We start from the raw sequence: 17,241 nt of genomic DNA, 5'->3' as shown, positions 1-17,241 counted from the left end.
TCATCGCTAGCTTGGAGAGGAAACCCCGAGGCCGTTTTTCAAGACAGACGCGTCGGCCGTCTGGACTCAGCCGCTGAGGCCGGGGTAGCGTTGTTGTAGTTCGGAGCGGGCTTCGGCGGCGCGGTCTGGTTTGCCGACTTTGGTCCACAGGTCGGCAAGTTGCTTCAATGCTTCCGAATGCGGGCCGGGGTGAGTTGAGAACATCAACTGAGTGTGCAAGTAGGCCAGTAAGGCGCCTTCGGTGTCGCCCATGGCTGCGTAGCTTGCTCCCTGAGCGTTGTAGATTTCGGCGGCGGTCTCAGTGTCCGCCGGATTCAACTTGGCGATCAATTCGTTGACCATCTCAAGTGCCTCTTTGCCATTGCCCTGTTTCGCCGTGGCGATCGCGAGGGCAGCTTTGGCGAGCGTTTGAAGGCGAGCACCCTCGGGCGATTGGACACCTAGGCCGATGATCTTTTTCAGGTCACTGGCGGCGTCGGAGTCTTTGTCCTGGGCGAGCTTTACCAAGGCGTTCAAATACAGCGATTCAATTTTTGTTTCGGTGGAAGGAGCGCTGCGAAGCGATCCGTAGTACTTCGAAGCTTGGTCGTATGATCCCAACTTGACCGCCAAGTCACCGAGCAGTTTGGCCGTGTCGTAGAAGTGCCAGGAGTCGGTGTTTTTTTGGATGAAACCCAGTGCGGCAGATGCTGCGGCTCGCAAGTCGCCATTGCCGGACAATGCTTGCTGGGCTTGGCAATACATCACGTAGTAAGCGAAGTCCGCTTTTTGAGGGTCGCGGTTCAGCTTGCCCGCATCGACGGCTTTGAGTTCCGCGATCGCTTGATCGAATTGGTTGTCGAGAGCGAATTCGCGTCCTTGTGTCAGTTCATTCGGGTCACCTTGGAAAAGAACCTTTTCGATTGTGCCCGCGTTGAACGTTTGGTCTTTGCCAGACACCGTCATCACGATGCCGTTTTTGCTGATCGATTTGATCTTTCCGAGGACAACCTCGCCACCTTCCGGGTAGAGACGGTCGGTTTGAGCCATGACGGGGGACGCGATCAGCAATCCGAGCAAAACGGCACTACAGCGAATCGAAAGACGAGCGATGGCAAACATGAATGTCAGTGCTTGAAAAGTGAATGCAGGTTGTGAATGCGGTGGGGATCGCGAATGATTTTTCACGAAAGGTTGGGAGGCAGGTCTACTTCAGTCCAACGACGGGTTGCCCCGCGGCACGTTGAATTTGTTTGAGCAACGCATCGAACTTTCGCTTTTGCTCGTCACCGCCCATTTCTGGGTACAGCACAACCAACCCGGTGATGTCCCGTATGGATTGTTCGATGATGGCATTGTTGTTCATCGCTTTGCCTTGGAGGTAACGGCAAAGAGCAACGTGATAGCGAGACTCAAAGAAGATGTCGCGGAACTGTTCGTTGCGCTGGGTCAGTTGACTGATACGACCCCAGCCCCAGATCGTGTTCTTCTTATCGGGGCCGGGGCGGCCACCACTGAGAGCTGACTTGTACGCGCGGCCCGCGAATTTCGGTTCCAACTCGCCCGCCCATTGTTCATAGGTAAGAGCCGCCTCTTTCTGAGCGTCCAGCATCATCGACTTTTGTTTCAGGACGCTTTCGAGTTCGTTGAGAGCGCTGGAGTATTCGCCACGCAGGCGTTGCGTCTTGCCGAGCAAGAATCGATTGGCGAGCCCGGTTTCCGATGGATCTTTCAAACTGGTGAAGGTATCGGCGGCTGCTTTGAGCAACGCGGCGGCTTGGCCTTCGGCTTTCGTTTTTCCAGCGGGCATGCTCGCCTCGCCCAGTTCCATCAGTGTTTGGCCGACCCACTGCAAGGTCGCTTTGTCATCTGTCGAATCAGCAATGCGGGTCAGGAAGACTTGAAACGCATCAATGAGTTTCGATTTCTTCGCAGGAGGAGCTGTATCAAGCTGTTGGCGGATATCGTTCGCCAGGGAAACGAATGTGCTGACCAAAAGCTTCTCGCCGTCGGCACCTTTCGCGTTGGAGCGAAGTTCATCGATCGCGCCGGCGGCACGATCAAGCAGTTTGTCGGTGCCTTTGTCGCTGGTTGTCATCAACCCAACGACCGCTTGCAGTTCCGTTCGATACAGATCGGAAATCAAGGACGCGGGCGGCTGATCCATCTTGGACCGATTCGCGATGGGGCCGTACTTCGGGTTGTCGAGTGTTTTGACAGCTTTATCCGGTGCGTCGGTCCGGACTTGGATCTTGGCGAGCGTGAGAGCCGCTTGGAAAGCTTCCATCGAAACCAAGCCGCCTGAGATTCCGTTGAGCCCTTTTTGAAGTTCCTTGGCGGCTGCCTTCATCTGCGTTTGCGACTGCTCGGGTTTCTCTTCTGAGAGCAAACGAATGGAATCGTTCCAAAGCGATTGGCCAAGCAAGCGAGCCAGCATGAACTTCTGAGGCCCGTCGGCCATCTCATCAATCAGTTTCCGGCTGGCATCGAAGTCATCGTTGCTCAGTGCCAAACGCACCATGATGTCTTGCGCGGCCGCGGCCTTGGGATCGTCGGGCCAGATGCGAACGAGGTAGTCGCCAACCGATTGCAATTCCTTGAGCCAATACTCCGCTTCACGGTCACCGGATTGCGCGATCAGTTTCTGAGCAGAGCCCAGTGCCAAAACGCCTCCCACCAATCCCGAGTCGGTTCCCGGGGCGTTTTGGGCGAGGTAACGGCCGGTCACAAAGCTGTCCCGGAAGTTCTCTTCTTGCTGCAACAGATAGGTCAGAAACTTGCGGGCTTCGTTGACCTGCATGGTGTCCGATTCGGAATTGATCATCGACAAACCCCGACGCAGGATGATCACGCCGGTTTGGCGAGCCTCAACGAGCGACTCTTCGACTTCTTTGATTTGATTGGCAGGTGCCTTGTCCGCTCGAAGCTTTTCGAGCTGTTCGCCGAGCAACTGACTTGTTTGAACCAGTTGGTTCGCTGACAGGAATGCTTCGTCAAAGTTGGCTGGATCATCGGCGGTGGGAAGTTCCACCGTTTCATCGCTGGATTGCACACCAAGGTCGGCCAGGAGCGTTTTCGTTTCCGCGGTGTGTGGACCATCCACCTTTCTCGCCGACAGAAGAAGTTGTCGTGCGTCGCTGGTGGCTCGCGTCCGCTCGTTGGGTTTGTTGTTTTTCTCGTCTTTGCTTTTGGCAATGAAAGCTTTGGCCAATTCGATCCGCAGTTCCTGCGAGATGGCCAGTCGCTTCTCATTTGGTCGCAGCGACTTTTCAAATTCTTCGCCCTGTTTGATGGCGTCCTGGTATTTCGGTGGATCTTCTTCGAGCGCGAGTTTGATCAGTCCGATCGTGGCACCAATCTGTGGCTCGCGAAGTGAATCAACTTCCCCCTGTTCCAGCATTCGTGTGTAGCTCTCGATCGCTTTGTCTTTTTGACCGAGCAACCGTTCGATGTCACCGCGTTTGTGAAAAGCGGAAGCACCGATGATGTAGTTGTCATACTTTTCGCTCAGTTCCACCATCTCAGCGAGCGCTTTCTCGAGCAGCGCTTTTCCGTCTTTCGAAGGATTCTTGAACGTCTTCGCTGCCATCAACTGGGCTTCGCCCGTGTTTTGACGAGCCATCAAATATTCAAACCGATACTGGTCGCGGAGCGTTGCCTTCTCGGGATCTTTGAGAGGATCAATTTTGGCACCCTGCATGCCTTCCAGTTTGGTCTTGAGATCCGACTGGATGCTTTCGAATGTTTTCGCGGCCTTCGCGTAAGCCTCTCTCGCCTTGGTTCGTTTGCTCGAATCCAACTCACCGCTCATGTGTTGAGCGGCACGGACCATTTGCAATTTGCCAAGCATGGATCGGGCTTCGCTCGCCCGTTCATGGGACGAGTTCGCATCCACATAAGCTTGCAATTCGGCTTCAGCTTTTTCGAACGCTTGATCTCGCTGGCTGTTGCTGCGAGAAGCGATCGCGGCGTCGATCGATGTCTGAGCCTTTTCCAACGGAATCGACGAAAGGATTCTTTGGTCGACTCCAGGAATGTTCGGTAACCTATCCAGGTAGGCATTGGCCAGTTCGTAGTACCCCGCCGCACGAAGTCGTTTCAAAAATTCGTTGGCAGGTTCACCTTCCGCAGCGACGTTGGTCGATGAGTACAGAAACGTACTGATAGTCATCGTTGCGGCGACCCAGGTGGCTAGTCGAGTTCGACGACGAGACGATGGAGTCTGTGCTGGCATAGTGGGTGCAGACGAGGTGTGAGAAGAGCTTCGGATGGTGTTGCCGCGACCCGTGCGGTTGTGTTGCATCGCAAAGGACTAGATTAAAGTGCGGAAGTACCGGTAGCAACCTTTTGCGGCCGATGTGTCCACGAATCCAACGCGTGACCATGCGTATCCCGAACGAAATCAATCGCGACAACCTCTACCGTCGGCGCGGGCGTGGTGGTGCTCCCACCCAAACTTACCGGCGGCTGTTTCGGTTGATGCTGGCGTTAGCACTGGTTCTGATGGTGATGAGGCAAGCGGCGCGTCCTGGGGTGTACGCGATTTTCTTTCCTGAAACGATGGTCCCGGTCCAATCCGAGCCCGCCTCGCAATCGACGTCGGAACCCGTTGTGAATGAGCCCATCGCCGGCGAATCTTCCGCGGATGAGTTGCGATCGGAGTGGGAGTCTGTTCAAGCTGCAGTTGCTGAGCAGATCCTGTCAGAAGATCAAACGCTCAAGAATCCACAACGTACTCCCACCCGAATGAAACAGGAGTCGCTCGTCGCTCAGGTGGACGACGGAACCGTCTGGCGGGCGGCGGATCAACCGGCCCTGTGCGCGACTTTGGCGTTGCACCAATCGCCCGAATCCTGGTCAGCCGAGCCACCGTTTGAATCGGTCCTTGAAACCGGATTGTTGCCTTTGCTGCAGCAACCGGATGTCTATCGTGGCCGAACGGTTCGAGCGACCGGGAAATTGGTGCGGCTGGTTTCCGTTCAGGCAAGCACGAATCCATGGGGGATCGATCGCTACTGGGATTGCTGGTTGCAGCCCGAAGATGGAAGCCAGCGACCGTGGTTGATCATCGTCCCTCAATTGCCCCAAGGCATTCGCGAATTGGTTCCGGAGTTGGTGAACGATCTAGAGTCCACTGACTCGGTCGACATTGCTTCGCCGTTGCCGACGATTGTTGTGGAAGGTGAATTCCTAAAACGGCTGTCTTATCAGTCAGCCGATGGCGCGGAACTCACGCCGGTCGTGGTCGGCCATGTGCAAGCGGTGCGGTCCAACGGCAACGCGATCGTCGGTACCGCACTGCAGTCGGCAAACGCCAAGGCATCGGGCACGCCGATGGTTGCAAAGAAGCGTTCGCTTTCACTTGGGATGATTGTCGTGATATCGACATTGATTGGGATCGCTATCGGTGGTTTGGTGATGTGGCGATCATCCGTGTCACACCGGCGTCTGCGAGCAAAACGTCAACGTGAGCATGTCACGCTACCGATGTTGGCTTGTTTGGCGTTGGGGTTTTCGTTCATGACGATGGACGATGTTGTCGTCCTCGCCCAACAACCTGGCACGGTTGAGCAACCTGAGAAGTCGGACGCCGCATCCGCTGATGCCTCGTTGTTGGATCTGCTGTCAGGGTTTGATGTCGAGCGGTTGCAGCGACTCGGTGATCGAATGCAAACCGGGAGCAACGGCAACGCGGCCAGAGACGAACAAGCCAAACTTGTGTTCCGTCTGAAGCGTCTGTCGGATGCCACGCTTGCCCAGCGGTTGAACAGTGAGGCAGCGTCGGTGGGTGATGCGATCGAGATCAACGGAGCGGTCGAATCGCTTCAGTATGTGGCCGTGCCCAAGGAATTGATTGAGTTTCTAAATCTTCGTCAATTGGTTCAGCTGGTACTGGTGAATGGCGATGGCACGCGAATTCGTGTTATTGCGGCACCATTGCCAAAGCAAGTTGCGATCGGCGATCAATTGTCAGGTGTCGGCGTGGCGTTGCTCGATGGTGAGGAGCAGAGCACATCGATCGCAGTGGCGGGAAATCTTCGTTGGCGACCCAAGCAACCCGCTTCGCTTGGTTGGCAGGTTCTGGGTGAGTTGAATGTTGATATCACTCGGTTGCCTGGCATCGTGGCACTCAGTCGCCGACCATTGATGGATGTCGATTCGCAGGTCTTCTTTTCGATGATTGGTGCCGCCAATCAGGCAGGTTCAATGTCCGCCGAAAGTGAACCGCTCGGGCCGATCGCCGCGGCGATGCGAGCAGCGGCGGTGGAAGTCAGCCCAACCGATCTGTTGAAGGAACCCGAGAAGTGGATGGGGCAATGGATCACGATCGATGTCGAGACCGTTCGCTGGACTCGCGTTACGGTGGAACTGGACGAGCGAGCCAAGCAGGTTGGCAGTGATCACTACTACCAAATCGATGCGATCGGCGATCTCGGCAACGTGCAATTGAAAATTGCAACGGAAGGCGGTGGTTCAGTCACGATGGAAAATCGTTATCCCGTGACGTTGGTGGCCGCCGAGTTGCCCGAATTCCTCGCGGACGAGAAGGCCTTGTCGCGAACTGTTTCAACGCCCGTCCGAGTGGAGGGGTTTTTCTATCGGTTGTGGAGCTACGAATCCGACTTCATGGCTTCGCACGGTGGAAAGCAATTCGCACCATTGCTGATCGCGGGACGCTGGGCCGATCGAACGCCAACATCAACGGACCCCATTGGCGTCAGTTGGATTGGAACGTTCGCTGCCGTTGGCGTCATCGCAGCGATCGTTGGGGCACTCGCGTATGCATGGTTCAATCGACGCGGTGATCGATTGGCTCGCCAGCACCGCGTGTGATGCGTTGCTCTTAATGCGTCGCCTTGGTTCCTCATCGCAGAACAGCCCGTTTGACTGTTCTGCGTTGGCAGATGAACTGGATGTCAGAATCCGGTTCAGCGATCGTCGCCGGTTTTCATCTCGAAACCGGTTCGCTCATTCACCGTTTCAAAGAAGCCGCGAATGATGTTGGTTGCTCCGTCGTCACCGATGAGCTGAGCCATGAACCGCTGCTGCGGTTGGCTGAATTGCTCTCGGAGTTGTTCCACATCGGGTTGGAATTCGATGGGTTGCACGACGTAGTAAACCGACTTCGGCGAGTTCGGAGCGACTTTGACGTTGCCCGCTTCGGTGCTGAACACCGCCTGCATGAACTCGTTTCCGACTGCGTTCAGTTCTGGGACGTTGCCCATGGACGTTTGCATCATGCCGACCATGTTGAGCCAAGTGAACGGACCCAGGTCGGTGTGCCAGTTGGCTTCTTTGCCCTCTGGAATTGCGTCGGCAAGCTTCTTGCCTTGGCCAACCGCTTCTGCGATGCCTTCGGCGGCTTTTTGTGCCAGGTCCCGAGCTTCTTGAGTTCGGATCGCCATGATGACTTCGTCGCGAACTTCGTCCAATTCGGGCGTATAAGCTTCGATGTCTTCGGTCTTCCAAGAGACGTAGCTTTTGGCGTTTTCCAAGTCGACCGAACGCTGAGGTGAGAACTCGGGCTGAGACGGGATGCTCGAGCCATCTTGCATCGCGGCACCGAACATCATCGCGTAGTAAGGTGCACCACGGCGTTGGAGTGATTGTCCCAAACCGTACGATTCACCGATTGGATCATCGCCGATGGAAACACGATTGACCAAGCCGGTCGTGCCGTAGCCCAATCCTTTTTCAGCCGCGATCGCTTCCAAGTCGGGGCGTTTGGGAGCGTCGCTTTCATCTGACACACCGACGGCAACATTGCCTTCGTGAACAGCCATCTCGCTGAAGTAGTCTCGCATCAAACCGTACACCTCAGTGATGGTTTGGTCGAGTTTCTGACGAGCGGTTTCGGAAACCATTTCGGTCGCGATTTGGTCACGCACGTCTTCGAATGGTTGCGGTTTGGTTTCGGCTGGTTCATCGCCCAGGTCCAATCCGTCACCAAGTTCCATTTCGTCGTCGGCTTCGGTGTTGGTTTCTTCCGTGTCAGCGGCTTCATCGTCGGCAGCGTCGTCTTCCTGCAATGCAACCAGTTGAACGGCTTCGTCACGGGAGCGGATCATCGAGCTGTCTTCGGCCGCAGGTTCTTCGGAACTCTCTTCGGAGGCCGTTTCTTCTGTTGAGGTTTCTTCGGTGGAAGCTTCCTCGGCGGGCGTTTCCTCGGTGGAGGTCTCGCTGGTTTCTTCGCTGGCGGGCTCGGTCTCGGTTTCCGCTTCGGCGGTTTCCTCGGTCATTTCTTCCGCGGCTGGTTCTTCTGTTTCGGCAGCGGGAGCTTCTTCTTCAGCGGGCTCGGCGTTTTCTTCCGCAGTGGCTTCGGTTTCCATCGCTTCGAGCTCGTCGGCGGCTTCCTCCGCTTCTTCAACGGGCAGTTGGAAATCACCACCAGCCAATCGACGCTCGTATTCGGCGCGAATCTGTTCTTCGCTCAACTTCGATTTTTCGCGTTCGACGAACGCATTCAAGTCCGCAACGAGGTATTCGATCTTGGCCGAATCAGGGCGGCGGAATTTTGGTTCTGGGTCCTGGTCGTTTGGATAGGCCAACAAGTCTTTGCCGGCTTCATAGACCTCAGTGATTTGTGACGCGGAGGGCGTTTCATTGGTTTGATCGATGTACTCTTCGACCAAAACGCCGTATGCGTTGACGGTTGCTGATTGGTTGGTTTTCAGGAAATTACGCCATTGGGCCAGTGGCGTCGAAACGGGCAGGCGACCGTTCATCAATCCAACCATCGCACTTCGTTGGTACAAATCCGCCAACAAATGCATTCGCAAATGTTCGTGCAGTTGGATGGGACCCATTTGGTTCCTGGTGAATTGCATCAACATCGAACTGATTTCGTTGTCGCTGAGCAATCCATCGGTGTAACGACTGAGCCAGGTGCGAACCATCGTATCGTCGAGGTCGAAGCCGGCCTTTTTGGCTTCGCTGTAGAACCGCATCGTGTTGATGGTGGCTTCATTGCTCGGATTGGCATCGATGCCGATCGATTGAATTTGGCCTGATTCTTGGTCGTATTGGAAACCAGGGACCTGTGGCACACCGCCGCGACGAATGGTTTCTTGGCCCAAATCGCTCAAAAACCCGACGACGGCACGGTGTTGCTGGGTCGTGCGAGCGACGCGGCTCTGAGTCAGCGTGACGCCGTCATATTCCGCGACGACCGGGTCCGAATTGGATCCGCCTCCGCGTCGCAGGTAAGTGTCCAGCGCAGGCAAGACGACGAACGCGAACAATGCCAACAAAGTCAACAAGACCATCAGTGGCTTAAGGTTGCGTCGAAAAATCTCGAACGGGCTGCTGCTCATCGTTGGGTCCAAAAAACAAAATGGTTGCAATTCAAACCGCAGAGGGTATCCCCACGGGAATTTACTGGTCAAGGTGAGTTGAATCGAGAGCTCACCCATGGGGCAAGCACCCCATGGCGAATCGGAGGCCGATTGCCCAAAAGGATTGTTAAGATGGGCGGACGAAGCAGTTTGGCTGGTTCGTCACCCGCAGGCGGCGGCTCACAGCGATCATATGCGAGCCAACCGCCGGGAAGATTCTCTACCAGATCCGAATGCGTTCGTCAGGTGCGATGTACAGCGGATCGGTTTCGTCAATTCGGAATGCCGTGTACCAAGCATCCATGTTTCGGACAATTCCGTTGACCCGGTATTCGCTAGGGCTGTGTGGATCCGTGATCAAACGTTTCCGCAGTTCTGGTTCGCGATACAAACGACGCCAAATCTGGGCCCATCCGAGGAAGAATCGCTGATCGCCAGTCAAATTGTCGATGACCTTGGCCGGTTCGCCTTCGAGTGACAGACGATAGGCTTCATAGGCGACGCTCAGGCCGCCCAGGTCGCCAATGTTTTCGCCCAGCGTCAGTTCGCCGTTGACGTTCATGTCTTCGAATGGTTTGAACTCGTTGTATTGGTCGACCAAGCCCGAAGCTCGCTTCTCAAATTCTTCGCGATCCTTCGGTGTCCACCAGTTCACGAGGTTTCCGTCGCCGTCGTACTTGCTGCCTTTATCATCGAAGCCGTGTGAAAGTTCGTGGCCGATGACCGCACCGATTCCGCCATAGTTGACCGCGTCATCGGCGGCCAAGTTGAAAAATGGCGGTTGCAGAATCGCAGCCGGGAAGACGATTTCGTTCATCGTCGGGTTGTAGTAAGCATTGATCGTCTGAGGCGTCATGTGCCATTCGTTGCGATCAATTGGGCCGCCCAATTTGGCGAGTTGACGTTCGGTTTCGAAAATCGATGCGGCGATCAGGTTGGTCGCGGGTGACTCATCGGTGATCTCGAGTTTGGTGTAGTCCTTCCACTCGTCGGGGTATCCGATCTTAGTGTGAAACTTGCCAAGTTTCGTGAGAGCCTGTTTCTTCGTTCCTTCGCTCATCCAGTCGCGAGATTCGATCCGTTCGGCGAAGGCACGTTTGAGGTTCTCGACCAATTCGTTCATGCGACGCTTGGCTTCGGGAGCAAAGTGCTTCTCGACGTAAAGCTGACCGACGACCTCGCCCAACACGCTGCCGGTCAAATCGACCGCTCTTTTCCACATCGGTTGTTGTTCATCGATTCCCGAGATGGTTTTGTCGTGAAATTCGAAGTGGCGTCGTTCCAGGTCTTCGGTCAACACCGATGCGTAAGCGTCGATGGAGTGGAATTGGAAGTAAGCCTTCCACGCCGCGAGATCGTGGCTCGCGAAAATATCGCTGAGCGATTTTAGGTAGCTGGGCTGACGCACAACGAAGGCGTCTTGGTCGGTCAGGCCAATCGCTTTGGTCATCGCGGGAACGTTGAAGCCTTCGATGGTTGCGTCGACTTCGCCCAACGCGAGCTTGTTGTAGGTCTTCTCTGGATCACGATTTTCGGTTTTGGTCCATTGGTTCTTTGCCAGTTCGGTTTCGATGGCAACGACTTGCTCGGCCAGCTCTTCGGCTGATTCAACCGACAGGGCGTTCAGCATGTCTTTAACGTAGACCTGCAACGCTTCACGAGCCGAAACATATTGCGGGTCGTCTTCGAGGTAGTAGTCTCGGTCGGGAAGCGTCAGCCCGGATTGAGACAGGTACACCGTGTAGGTGTCGCTGGCTTTGGCATCGACGCTGACATAGGCACCGAAAGGAGCATCCACTCCCAAGCGTGACATTTGTCCGATTGTGGCACCCAAGTCGTCTTTTGAATTCAATCCTTCGACGACATCCAAGACTGGCTGGATGGGTTTGAGTCCCATCGAGTTGCGTTTTTCGAGATCCAACACGCTGCGGTACAGGTCGCCGACTTTTTGAGCCGGAGTACCCTTCTCGGCTTTCTCTTCGGCTGATTGCTCGATCAACGTCCGGACTTGTGTCCGCGTTGCGTCATCCAAAACGGTGAAGATTCCATAGTTGGATTTGTCCGACGGAATGGGCGTGTTTTCCAACCACTCTTCGTTGGCGTGCAGGTAGAAGTTTTGGCCCGGCTCGACGGTTGTGCTGAACAGCGATTGATCGATGCCCGAGACTTTGGTGGCCTCGGTCTTGCTGGCTTTGCTGGGGGCCTCCGCCGAAACAACGGATGGCGTCAATGCGGTGCCAATCAGGATCAGCCCCGCAGCGGGAACGCTGACCGAGGACAAACCGGCCAGGGCATTTCCAAAGCAGCCCTGCAGGCGATTCCACCGAGAAAATCGGGGAGAAGTTGTTGAAAGCAAACGAATGGTCACGAGCAATCCTTTTGTCGAAACGAGTCGATTGAAGGGAATCAATGAGATGGTGCGAAGTCAGCCTGCCAGTTCGGAAGGTCGGTCTCCGGGGGCATCGTCCCACAAATCTGGGCCGGTGTCAGGTGCCGAAACACGACACTCGTGCACCTTGGGCGGGTAAGATGTCTGGCCCCCCTGTTCTCCCGCCTTTCGTTGCTTCAGCGAGGAAATTATGCCCAAGTCTCCCCCCGCTCCCGAGTCGCAATCGGTCTCTCGTCGCCGGTTCCAGAAAACGGCCGCGACTACTTTTGTGCTTTCCGCCGGAACGGCTTTGTCGCGTGCTCGAGCAGCAGGGGCCAACGACCGCGTCGGTCTGGGGTTCATCGGCGTCGCCAACCGTGGCAGCCAATTGATGAAAGCATTCGCCGAGCACGAGGATTGCCAGCCCGTCGCCGTGTGCGATGTGGATTCCAATGCATTGGCAGCGGCTGCGAAAAAGGCCGGCGAAACGGCGGGAAGCAGCGTCTATCAAACCGGCGACTATCGCGAATTATTGGAACGTTCCGACGTCGATGCCGTGGTCATCGCCAGCCCCGATCACTGGCACGCCTTGCAGATGATCGAAGCCTGCCAAGCGGGCAAGGACGTTTACGTCGAAAAACCATTGTCGGCGACGATCGTCGAAGGCCGAGCGATGGTCAACGCCGCTCGCAAATTCAATCGAGTCACGCAGGTCGGCACGCATCGCCGCAGCAGCCCGCTGTATCACGAGTTGGCCGGGCGGGTGCAGGATGACTTGCTGGGCAAAGTCTGCGTGTCGCGTGCCTATCGGCTCAGCAACATGGCTCCCGGCGGCATCGGCAAGCTTCCCACGTCGAAGCCACCCGCTCATTTGAATTGGGACATGTGGGTGGGACCGCGGGCCGAGCAACCCTATCAAGACAACATCGCTCCGTACAAATTCCGTTGGTGGCAGGACTACAGTTCGCAAATGGGGAACTGGGGAGTGCACTACCTCGACGCGATTCGTTGGTGCCTTGGCGAAGAGGCACCGTCCAGCGTTTGTGCGATGGGCGGACGTTTTGGTGTCGACGATGACCGAACGATTCCGGACACGATGGAGGTGACGTTCCAGTTTGCGTCGGGACGATTGGCGGTCTTTGGTCAATACGAAACCAGCATGAACCCAACGCTCGCGTCAGGCGAAATCGAACTGCGCGGCACCAAGGGAACGGCGTACGTTTCTGAACGTCAGTACGAGATCCTTCCTGAACGACGCGGCCAGTTTTCGAAGCAAGAAGACTTTGCCAAACCGGAGACACGTTCGGAGGTTTCAAACAATCACGTGCTGACCGTCAATCACGCTCGCAATTTCTTGGACTGCATGGTGTCGCGCGAACGCTGTCACGCTGATATTGAGATCGGTCATCGCAGCACCACGTTCTGTCACCTGGCGAACATTTCGCAAACGTTGGGCAAACGATTGGATTGGGATGCAAAGGCGGAGCGGTTCACCAACGACGAAGCGGCCAACGAAATGTTGCACTACGAGTACCGTGCCCCGTGGAAATTGCCCACGGTTTAAGGCGTCACCCTCCGAATTCTTGGCGAATCCGGCTACGTCATCGCTGCGTAGGCCAGATTCCACCTGGCGGTGGTCGCTGGTCGCGGCGTTCACCATGCCGTTGGAATGACCTGCTGCGATCCCGCCTCGCTTTGTTCCAAAGCATCGGACGGGGCGCCATGTGGAACATGGCCTACGGGGGGGGCGTTGCGTTGATAGTATGTTGGTGTCGGTTGCTGTGCATTCAGAGTGTAGGCCAGGTTCCACCTGGCGGTGGTAAAACGCCAGCCCATGATACGCTCGCGAGCGACGTTGAATCACACGTCTCGCTTTGTTCCAAAGCATCGATTGGGGTCGCCAGGTACAACCTGGCCTACAAGTGAATGGTCGGCTGAAGACCCTCTTATTCCAGCTTGTTCTCCAGTGATTCCAGTTGCTTTTGAACTCGCTGCTCAACTGCTTCGGGGCGGCTGAGTTCAGCGATGGACTCACTGATTTGTTGCAACTGCTTTTCCAGTTGCTGGATGTGCATTTGCTTCATTCGGATTTGCTCCCTTTCAAGTTCGATGAACATCGCCTTGATTCGGTCTTTGACTTTTGATTTTGCTGCGTCAGGTACTTTGTTGTCGCTTGCCTCTCTCAAACTCTTGAGCTCTTCGGCTATCTGTTGGCGTATTCTCTGAGTCTTCTCGACAACCTGTTGGATCGAAGCCGGCTTGTTTGCCGGTGGAGCGGCAAACGGATCGGCTCCCGTTCCGGCCCCAAATGGATTTGATGTCTGCGGTGAGGCAGTCTTCTTGGGCGGGGACCCTCCAAACGGGTCGACGGTGGCGGGAGCAAATGGATCGTATTTTTGAGAGGTTGGTGCGAATGGATCTTGGTTGGCGAGTTCTTTTGAAAAGAACAAGTCAATGCGTGGGCGTCGGCCGCTGGTCTCGGACGACTCGGCCAAATCCAACGTGATCGCGACGTATTGTTCCATGTTGGATTTCAAGGCCGTCTGGCTTCCAACCGGGACCTGCAACCAAATGCTACTATTGCTTTTGGGAATGCTGAAGTCACTGGGCAGGAACGTCACTCGGTTCAAACCAAATCGCAATGCTTTCAGGCGGATCTTTCGTTTCCAAGAATCGACGTCTTCTTCTTTCAAAGCCTCCGGCATACGAGCGATGACATGCCGCTCGGGCTTGTCGGGGATCGAGAGCTTCATGTCCAAGTCGATCAAACTAGAGGTGGGTTTTCGATACTGAACGGTGGAGACTGAGCCGCCCCCCATTTCACCACCCATCATGCCATGGTGTTGGGGTGGGAAACACTTCAGGACGTCCTGGACCGTCATGAAGGGTTTGGTCTCGAAGTCATAGTCGGGACCGAGAAGGATCGTGACCTTGAGAGGGAGGTTGGAAGGTGAGGGAGGAGCCGTGCTTCCCATTCCCATTCCCATCCCTCCGTACATGTCATCCATCCCCATCCCCATTTCCATTGTCATATCCATACCTCCTTGCGCCTGCAGCGAACCAGTGGGCATGGTGATGCCAAACATCAAAGAGAAGACAACCGCAAACAGCAGGCTCAGTCGTGTGCACATGAGAATTCTCCGAGTAGGCCAGGTCTCATCTGGCGATGGTGATGGGCGTTGATGGGGGGCTTGCGAGGTGGTTGCTAGGACCGTTCGTTTGGTTTGAATCCGATCGGCCGGTGGGAACCGGCCCTACGTCGCCCATTGGCTCCGCCCAATGGAGTCCGATGCGCGTATGTTCCATCGGGCGGAGCCGATGGGCGACGATGTCTCACGGTTGTTTCTTAACATCGAGGCTTCGTTGCAGCGATTCGATCTGCTTCTGTATGAGTTCCATTTGTGAGTCGATCTCGGCCAGCGAGGTGGTTTCGTTCTTTGTCTGATCGTCCCACACCGATTCGGTGACCGGACCCGCGAGGACAAAGTCGGGGCCAACCGCTTCTGACGGAGTCGAGGACGGATGACTGGCGGGGCGTGTGACAATGAAGGGTGGTTTCGTTGTTCTTGATCGGTCCCAAAGGTTGATCGCCGCCAACGGGATGGAAGCCGCGACGAGTACCGTCAGTAAAATCGCGAGACGGATGTGGGGTCTTTTCGATGCCATCACTTCGCTCGGAAGAGGGATGCTGGGTTGTTGCACGTGGGCCAAGCAGGCTTCCAGCAAACGCTGCGTTTCTTCGGCGCTGCTGATTCGATTTCGTGCGTCCTTGCGAAGTAATTGATCGACCAAGTGGTCCATCCAAACCGGAACGCTGGCTTGGCTTTCTCGCATCGGACGATGAGGATGATCTGTGATCCGGCGCAGGATTCCGTAGCTGGTTTCAGAACGAAAGGGCGGGCGTCCTGTTGTCATCGCGTACAGAACACACCCGAGTGCAAAGAGATCGCTGCGAGCATCGACCGATTCACCACGTGCTTGTTCAGGTGACATGTACTGCGGCGTTCCCGCGATCACACCGGAGCGTGTGACGGTCACATCATCGGCGGCCCGGGCCAGACCAAAGTCGGTTAGCATCGTTCGGTCGACGGCAGGTTCGATCAGGATGTTGGCGGGCTTCACGTCGCGATGCACCAATCCTTGTCGGTGGGCGGCAGCGAGCGCCGCGGCGACTTGGATACCGATCCGCAGCACGTCGGTGATCGGCAGCGGACCCTCGGTGTCGATGCGTTGCTGCAGTGTCCGGCAAGCCACAAACGGCATGACCAAGTAGGGCAGGGTGGCCGATTCACTGACGGACAAAATCGGCATCACATTGGGATGCACGATCGCCGCGGTCGCTTGTGCCTCGCGAAGAAATCGTTTGCGAGCCGTTCCGATCGAGGCCAAATGCGGCGACATGACTTTGATGGCCACCGGACGATTCAGTTCCGGTTGAAAACCCTTCAGCACAATTCCCATTCCGCCATGCCCAATCACGGACTGGACTTCGAACTCACCGAGTTTGCCAATCGCATCGGGCTGATCGGTTGGCTGCAGAAACGACACCGCGAAATCGGCCAACCAAGCCGTTTCGCTGGGAGCGGCCAACTTGGGTGTGTCGAGCGCGAGGCTGCCCGACATGGTTTCACGCCGGAGCGATTCGCGAATCGCGTGGGAGGACTCAGCGAACTGTTCGATTCTGGTTTGGCAAAGCTCGCATTCGTCGAGGTGGGAGGTGACGTCTTCGTCCGTCTGTGCGTCGGCGTGCTCATCCAGCACCAATCGCAGGACATCGTCGCTGGGGTGCCAAGCGTTCACTGCATCACCTCGTCGAGAACCAATCGAATGCGACGCAAAATGCGGGAACGGGACATGTAAATGCTGCCCGCGGAAACGTTCAGTTCGCCGGCGATCTCAGCGACCGGTCGGCCTTCGATCATCGTGCCCCAAAACGCTTGCCAGCTTGTCGGGGCAAATTCGGAGCGGACTTTCTCGGCGGCCCAAACAATCAATTCATGTTGGTACTGATCCTCCAACGTGGGATCATCGATGGCGGGCTGTTGGTCGAGTTGCAACATTGCGTCCGTGCCTCCTTGCCCGGTGATCTGTTTTCGCTGGCGAGCCATGTACTTGATGACGACGTTGCGGGAGACCTGGTGGACCCAGCGCCGGAACGAGGCTTCTTTGCCGTCGTCTGAGAACCCATCAATGCTGCGTGCGATCGAGATCAGGACTTGCTGCGTGACGTCGGCGATGTGCGACGGGGGCGTTCCGTGCCGTGCGACCAGGTGCTTGAGAAACGGTTCGTAGGTTTCGACAAATGACCACCAAGCCGATTGGTCTGCCGCACCGCCCAATCGAACGATCAAGCTCGGTCGTGTTTCGGGAGAATGCATGGCTGGGGACCACCGAAAAGAAAAGCTGCACCTGCTCCGTCACGTGGCTCCTGTCGGAGCGACGAAGGGAAGGACACTTGTCGTCTAAGCAACGCGTCAACAACAAGTGACGATGTTAGCGGTGTGGCGCAAGCCGCCCGGTGAGGAACCGGAGGGCTCGCGCCCTTCCGCTACGTCACTT

At 56.1% G+C, this 17,241-nt stretch carries 9 protein-coding genes; 2 read left to right on the top strand and 7 right to left on the bottom strand.

Annotation, left to right across the window (positions count from 1 at the left end):
* Window positions 1-66: 66 nt before the first annotated feature.
* A complete protein-coding gene (locus tag B2R17_RS06075; protein ID WP_008671378.1) occupies window positions 67-1,101 on the bottom strand; it encodes a tetratricopeptide repeat protein in 1,035 nt (344 codons plus the stop codon).
* 85 nt (window positions 1,102-1,186) lie between these two features.
* Window positions 1,187-4,150 (bottom strand): hypothetical protein, encoded by a 2,964-nt coding sequence (locus tag B2R17_RS06070; protein ID WP_286763272.1) that lies wholly within the window; start codon window positions 4,148-4,150, stop codon window positions 1,187-1,189.
* A 212-nt stretch (window positions 4,151-4,362) separates the two neighbouring features.
* Here B2R17_RS06070 and B2R17_RS06065 point away from each other — a divergent pair, with 212 nt between their 5' ends.
* Window positions 4,363-6,813 carry a LapA family protein gene (locus tag B2R17_RS06065; protein WP_286763271.1) on the top strand — a complete coding sequence of 817 codons (2,451 nt, stop codon included), beginning with the start codon at window positions 4,363-4,365 and terminating at the stop codon, window positions 6,811-6,813.
* 95 nt (window positions 6,814-6,908) lie between these two features.
* Here B2R17_RS06065 and B2R17_RS06060 read toward each other — a convergent pair whose 3' ends face one another.
* A complete protein-coding gene (locus B2R17_RS06060; protein ID WP_339887949.1) occupies window positions 6,909-9,392 on the bottom strand; it encodes a hypothetical protein in 2,484 nt (827 codons plus the stop codon).
* Window positions 9,393-9,534: 142 nt separating this feature from the next.
* Window positions 9,535-11,724 (bottom strand): M13 family metallopeptidase, encoded by a 2,190-nt coding sequence (locus B2R17_RS06055; protein WP_339887947.1) that lies wholly within the window; start codon window positions 11,722-11,724, stop codon window positions 9,535-9,537.
* A gap of 169 nt (window positions 11,725-11,893) precedes the next feature.
* On the opposite strand from B2R17_RS06055, the gene B2R17_RS06050 reads away from it, so the two are divergent.
* Complete coding sequence (locus B2R17_RS06050) at window positions 11,894-13,246, top strand: Gfo/Idh/MocA family protein (protein ID WP_286763268.1); 1,353 nt, start codon at window positions 11,894-11,896, stop codon at window positions 13,244-13,246.
* A gap of 382 nt (window positions 13,247-13,628) precedes the next feature.
* Here B2R17_RS06050 and B2R17_RS06045 read toward each other — a convergent pair whose 3' ends face one another.
* The 3 genes from B2R17_RS06045 to B2R17_RS06035 form a co-directional block, all read right to left on the bottom strand.
* Window positions 13,629-14,813 carry a hypothetical protein gene (locus B2R17_RS06045; protein ID WP_286763267.1) on the bottom strand — a complete coding sequence of 395 codons (1,185 nt, stop codon included), beginning with the start codon at window positions 14,811-14,813 and terminating at the stop codon, window positions 13,629-13,631.
* A 202-nt stretch (window positions 14,814-15,015) separates the two neighbouring features.
* Window positions 15,016-16,482, bottom strand: coding sequence for a serine/threonine-protein kinase (locus B2R17_RS06040; protein ID WP_286763266.1), 1,467 nt, complete (start codon window positions 16,480-16,482; stop codon window positions 15,016-15,018).
* Complete coding sequence (locus tag B2R17_RS06035) at window positions 16,479-17,060, bottom strand: sigma-70 family RNA polymerase sigma factor (protein WP_286763265.1); 582 nt, start codon at window positions 17,058-17,060, stop codon at window positions 16,479-16,481. The genes B2R17_RS06040 and B2R17_RS06035 overlap by 4 nt, the downstream gene beginning before the upstream one ends.
* Window positions 17,061-17,241: the final 181 nt, after the last annotated feature.

Origin of the sequence: Rhodopirellula sp. UBA1907 (assembly GCF_002337565.1) — a bacterium.
GTDB lineage: Bacteria > Planctomycetota > Planctomycetia > Pirellulales > Pirellulaceae > Rhodopirellula > Rhodopirellula europaea.
Note: the sequence above shows the minus strand (reverse complement) of the source record. Positions and strands in the feature narration are given on the sequence as shown.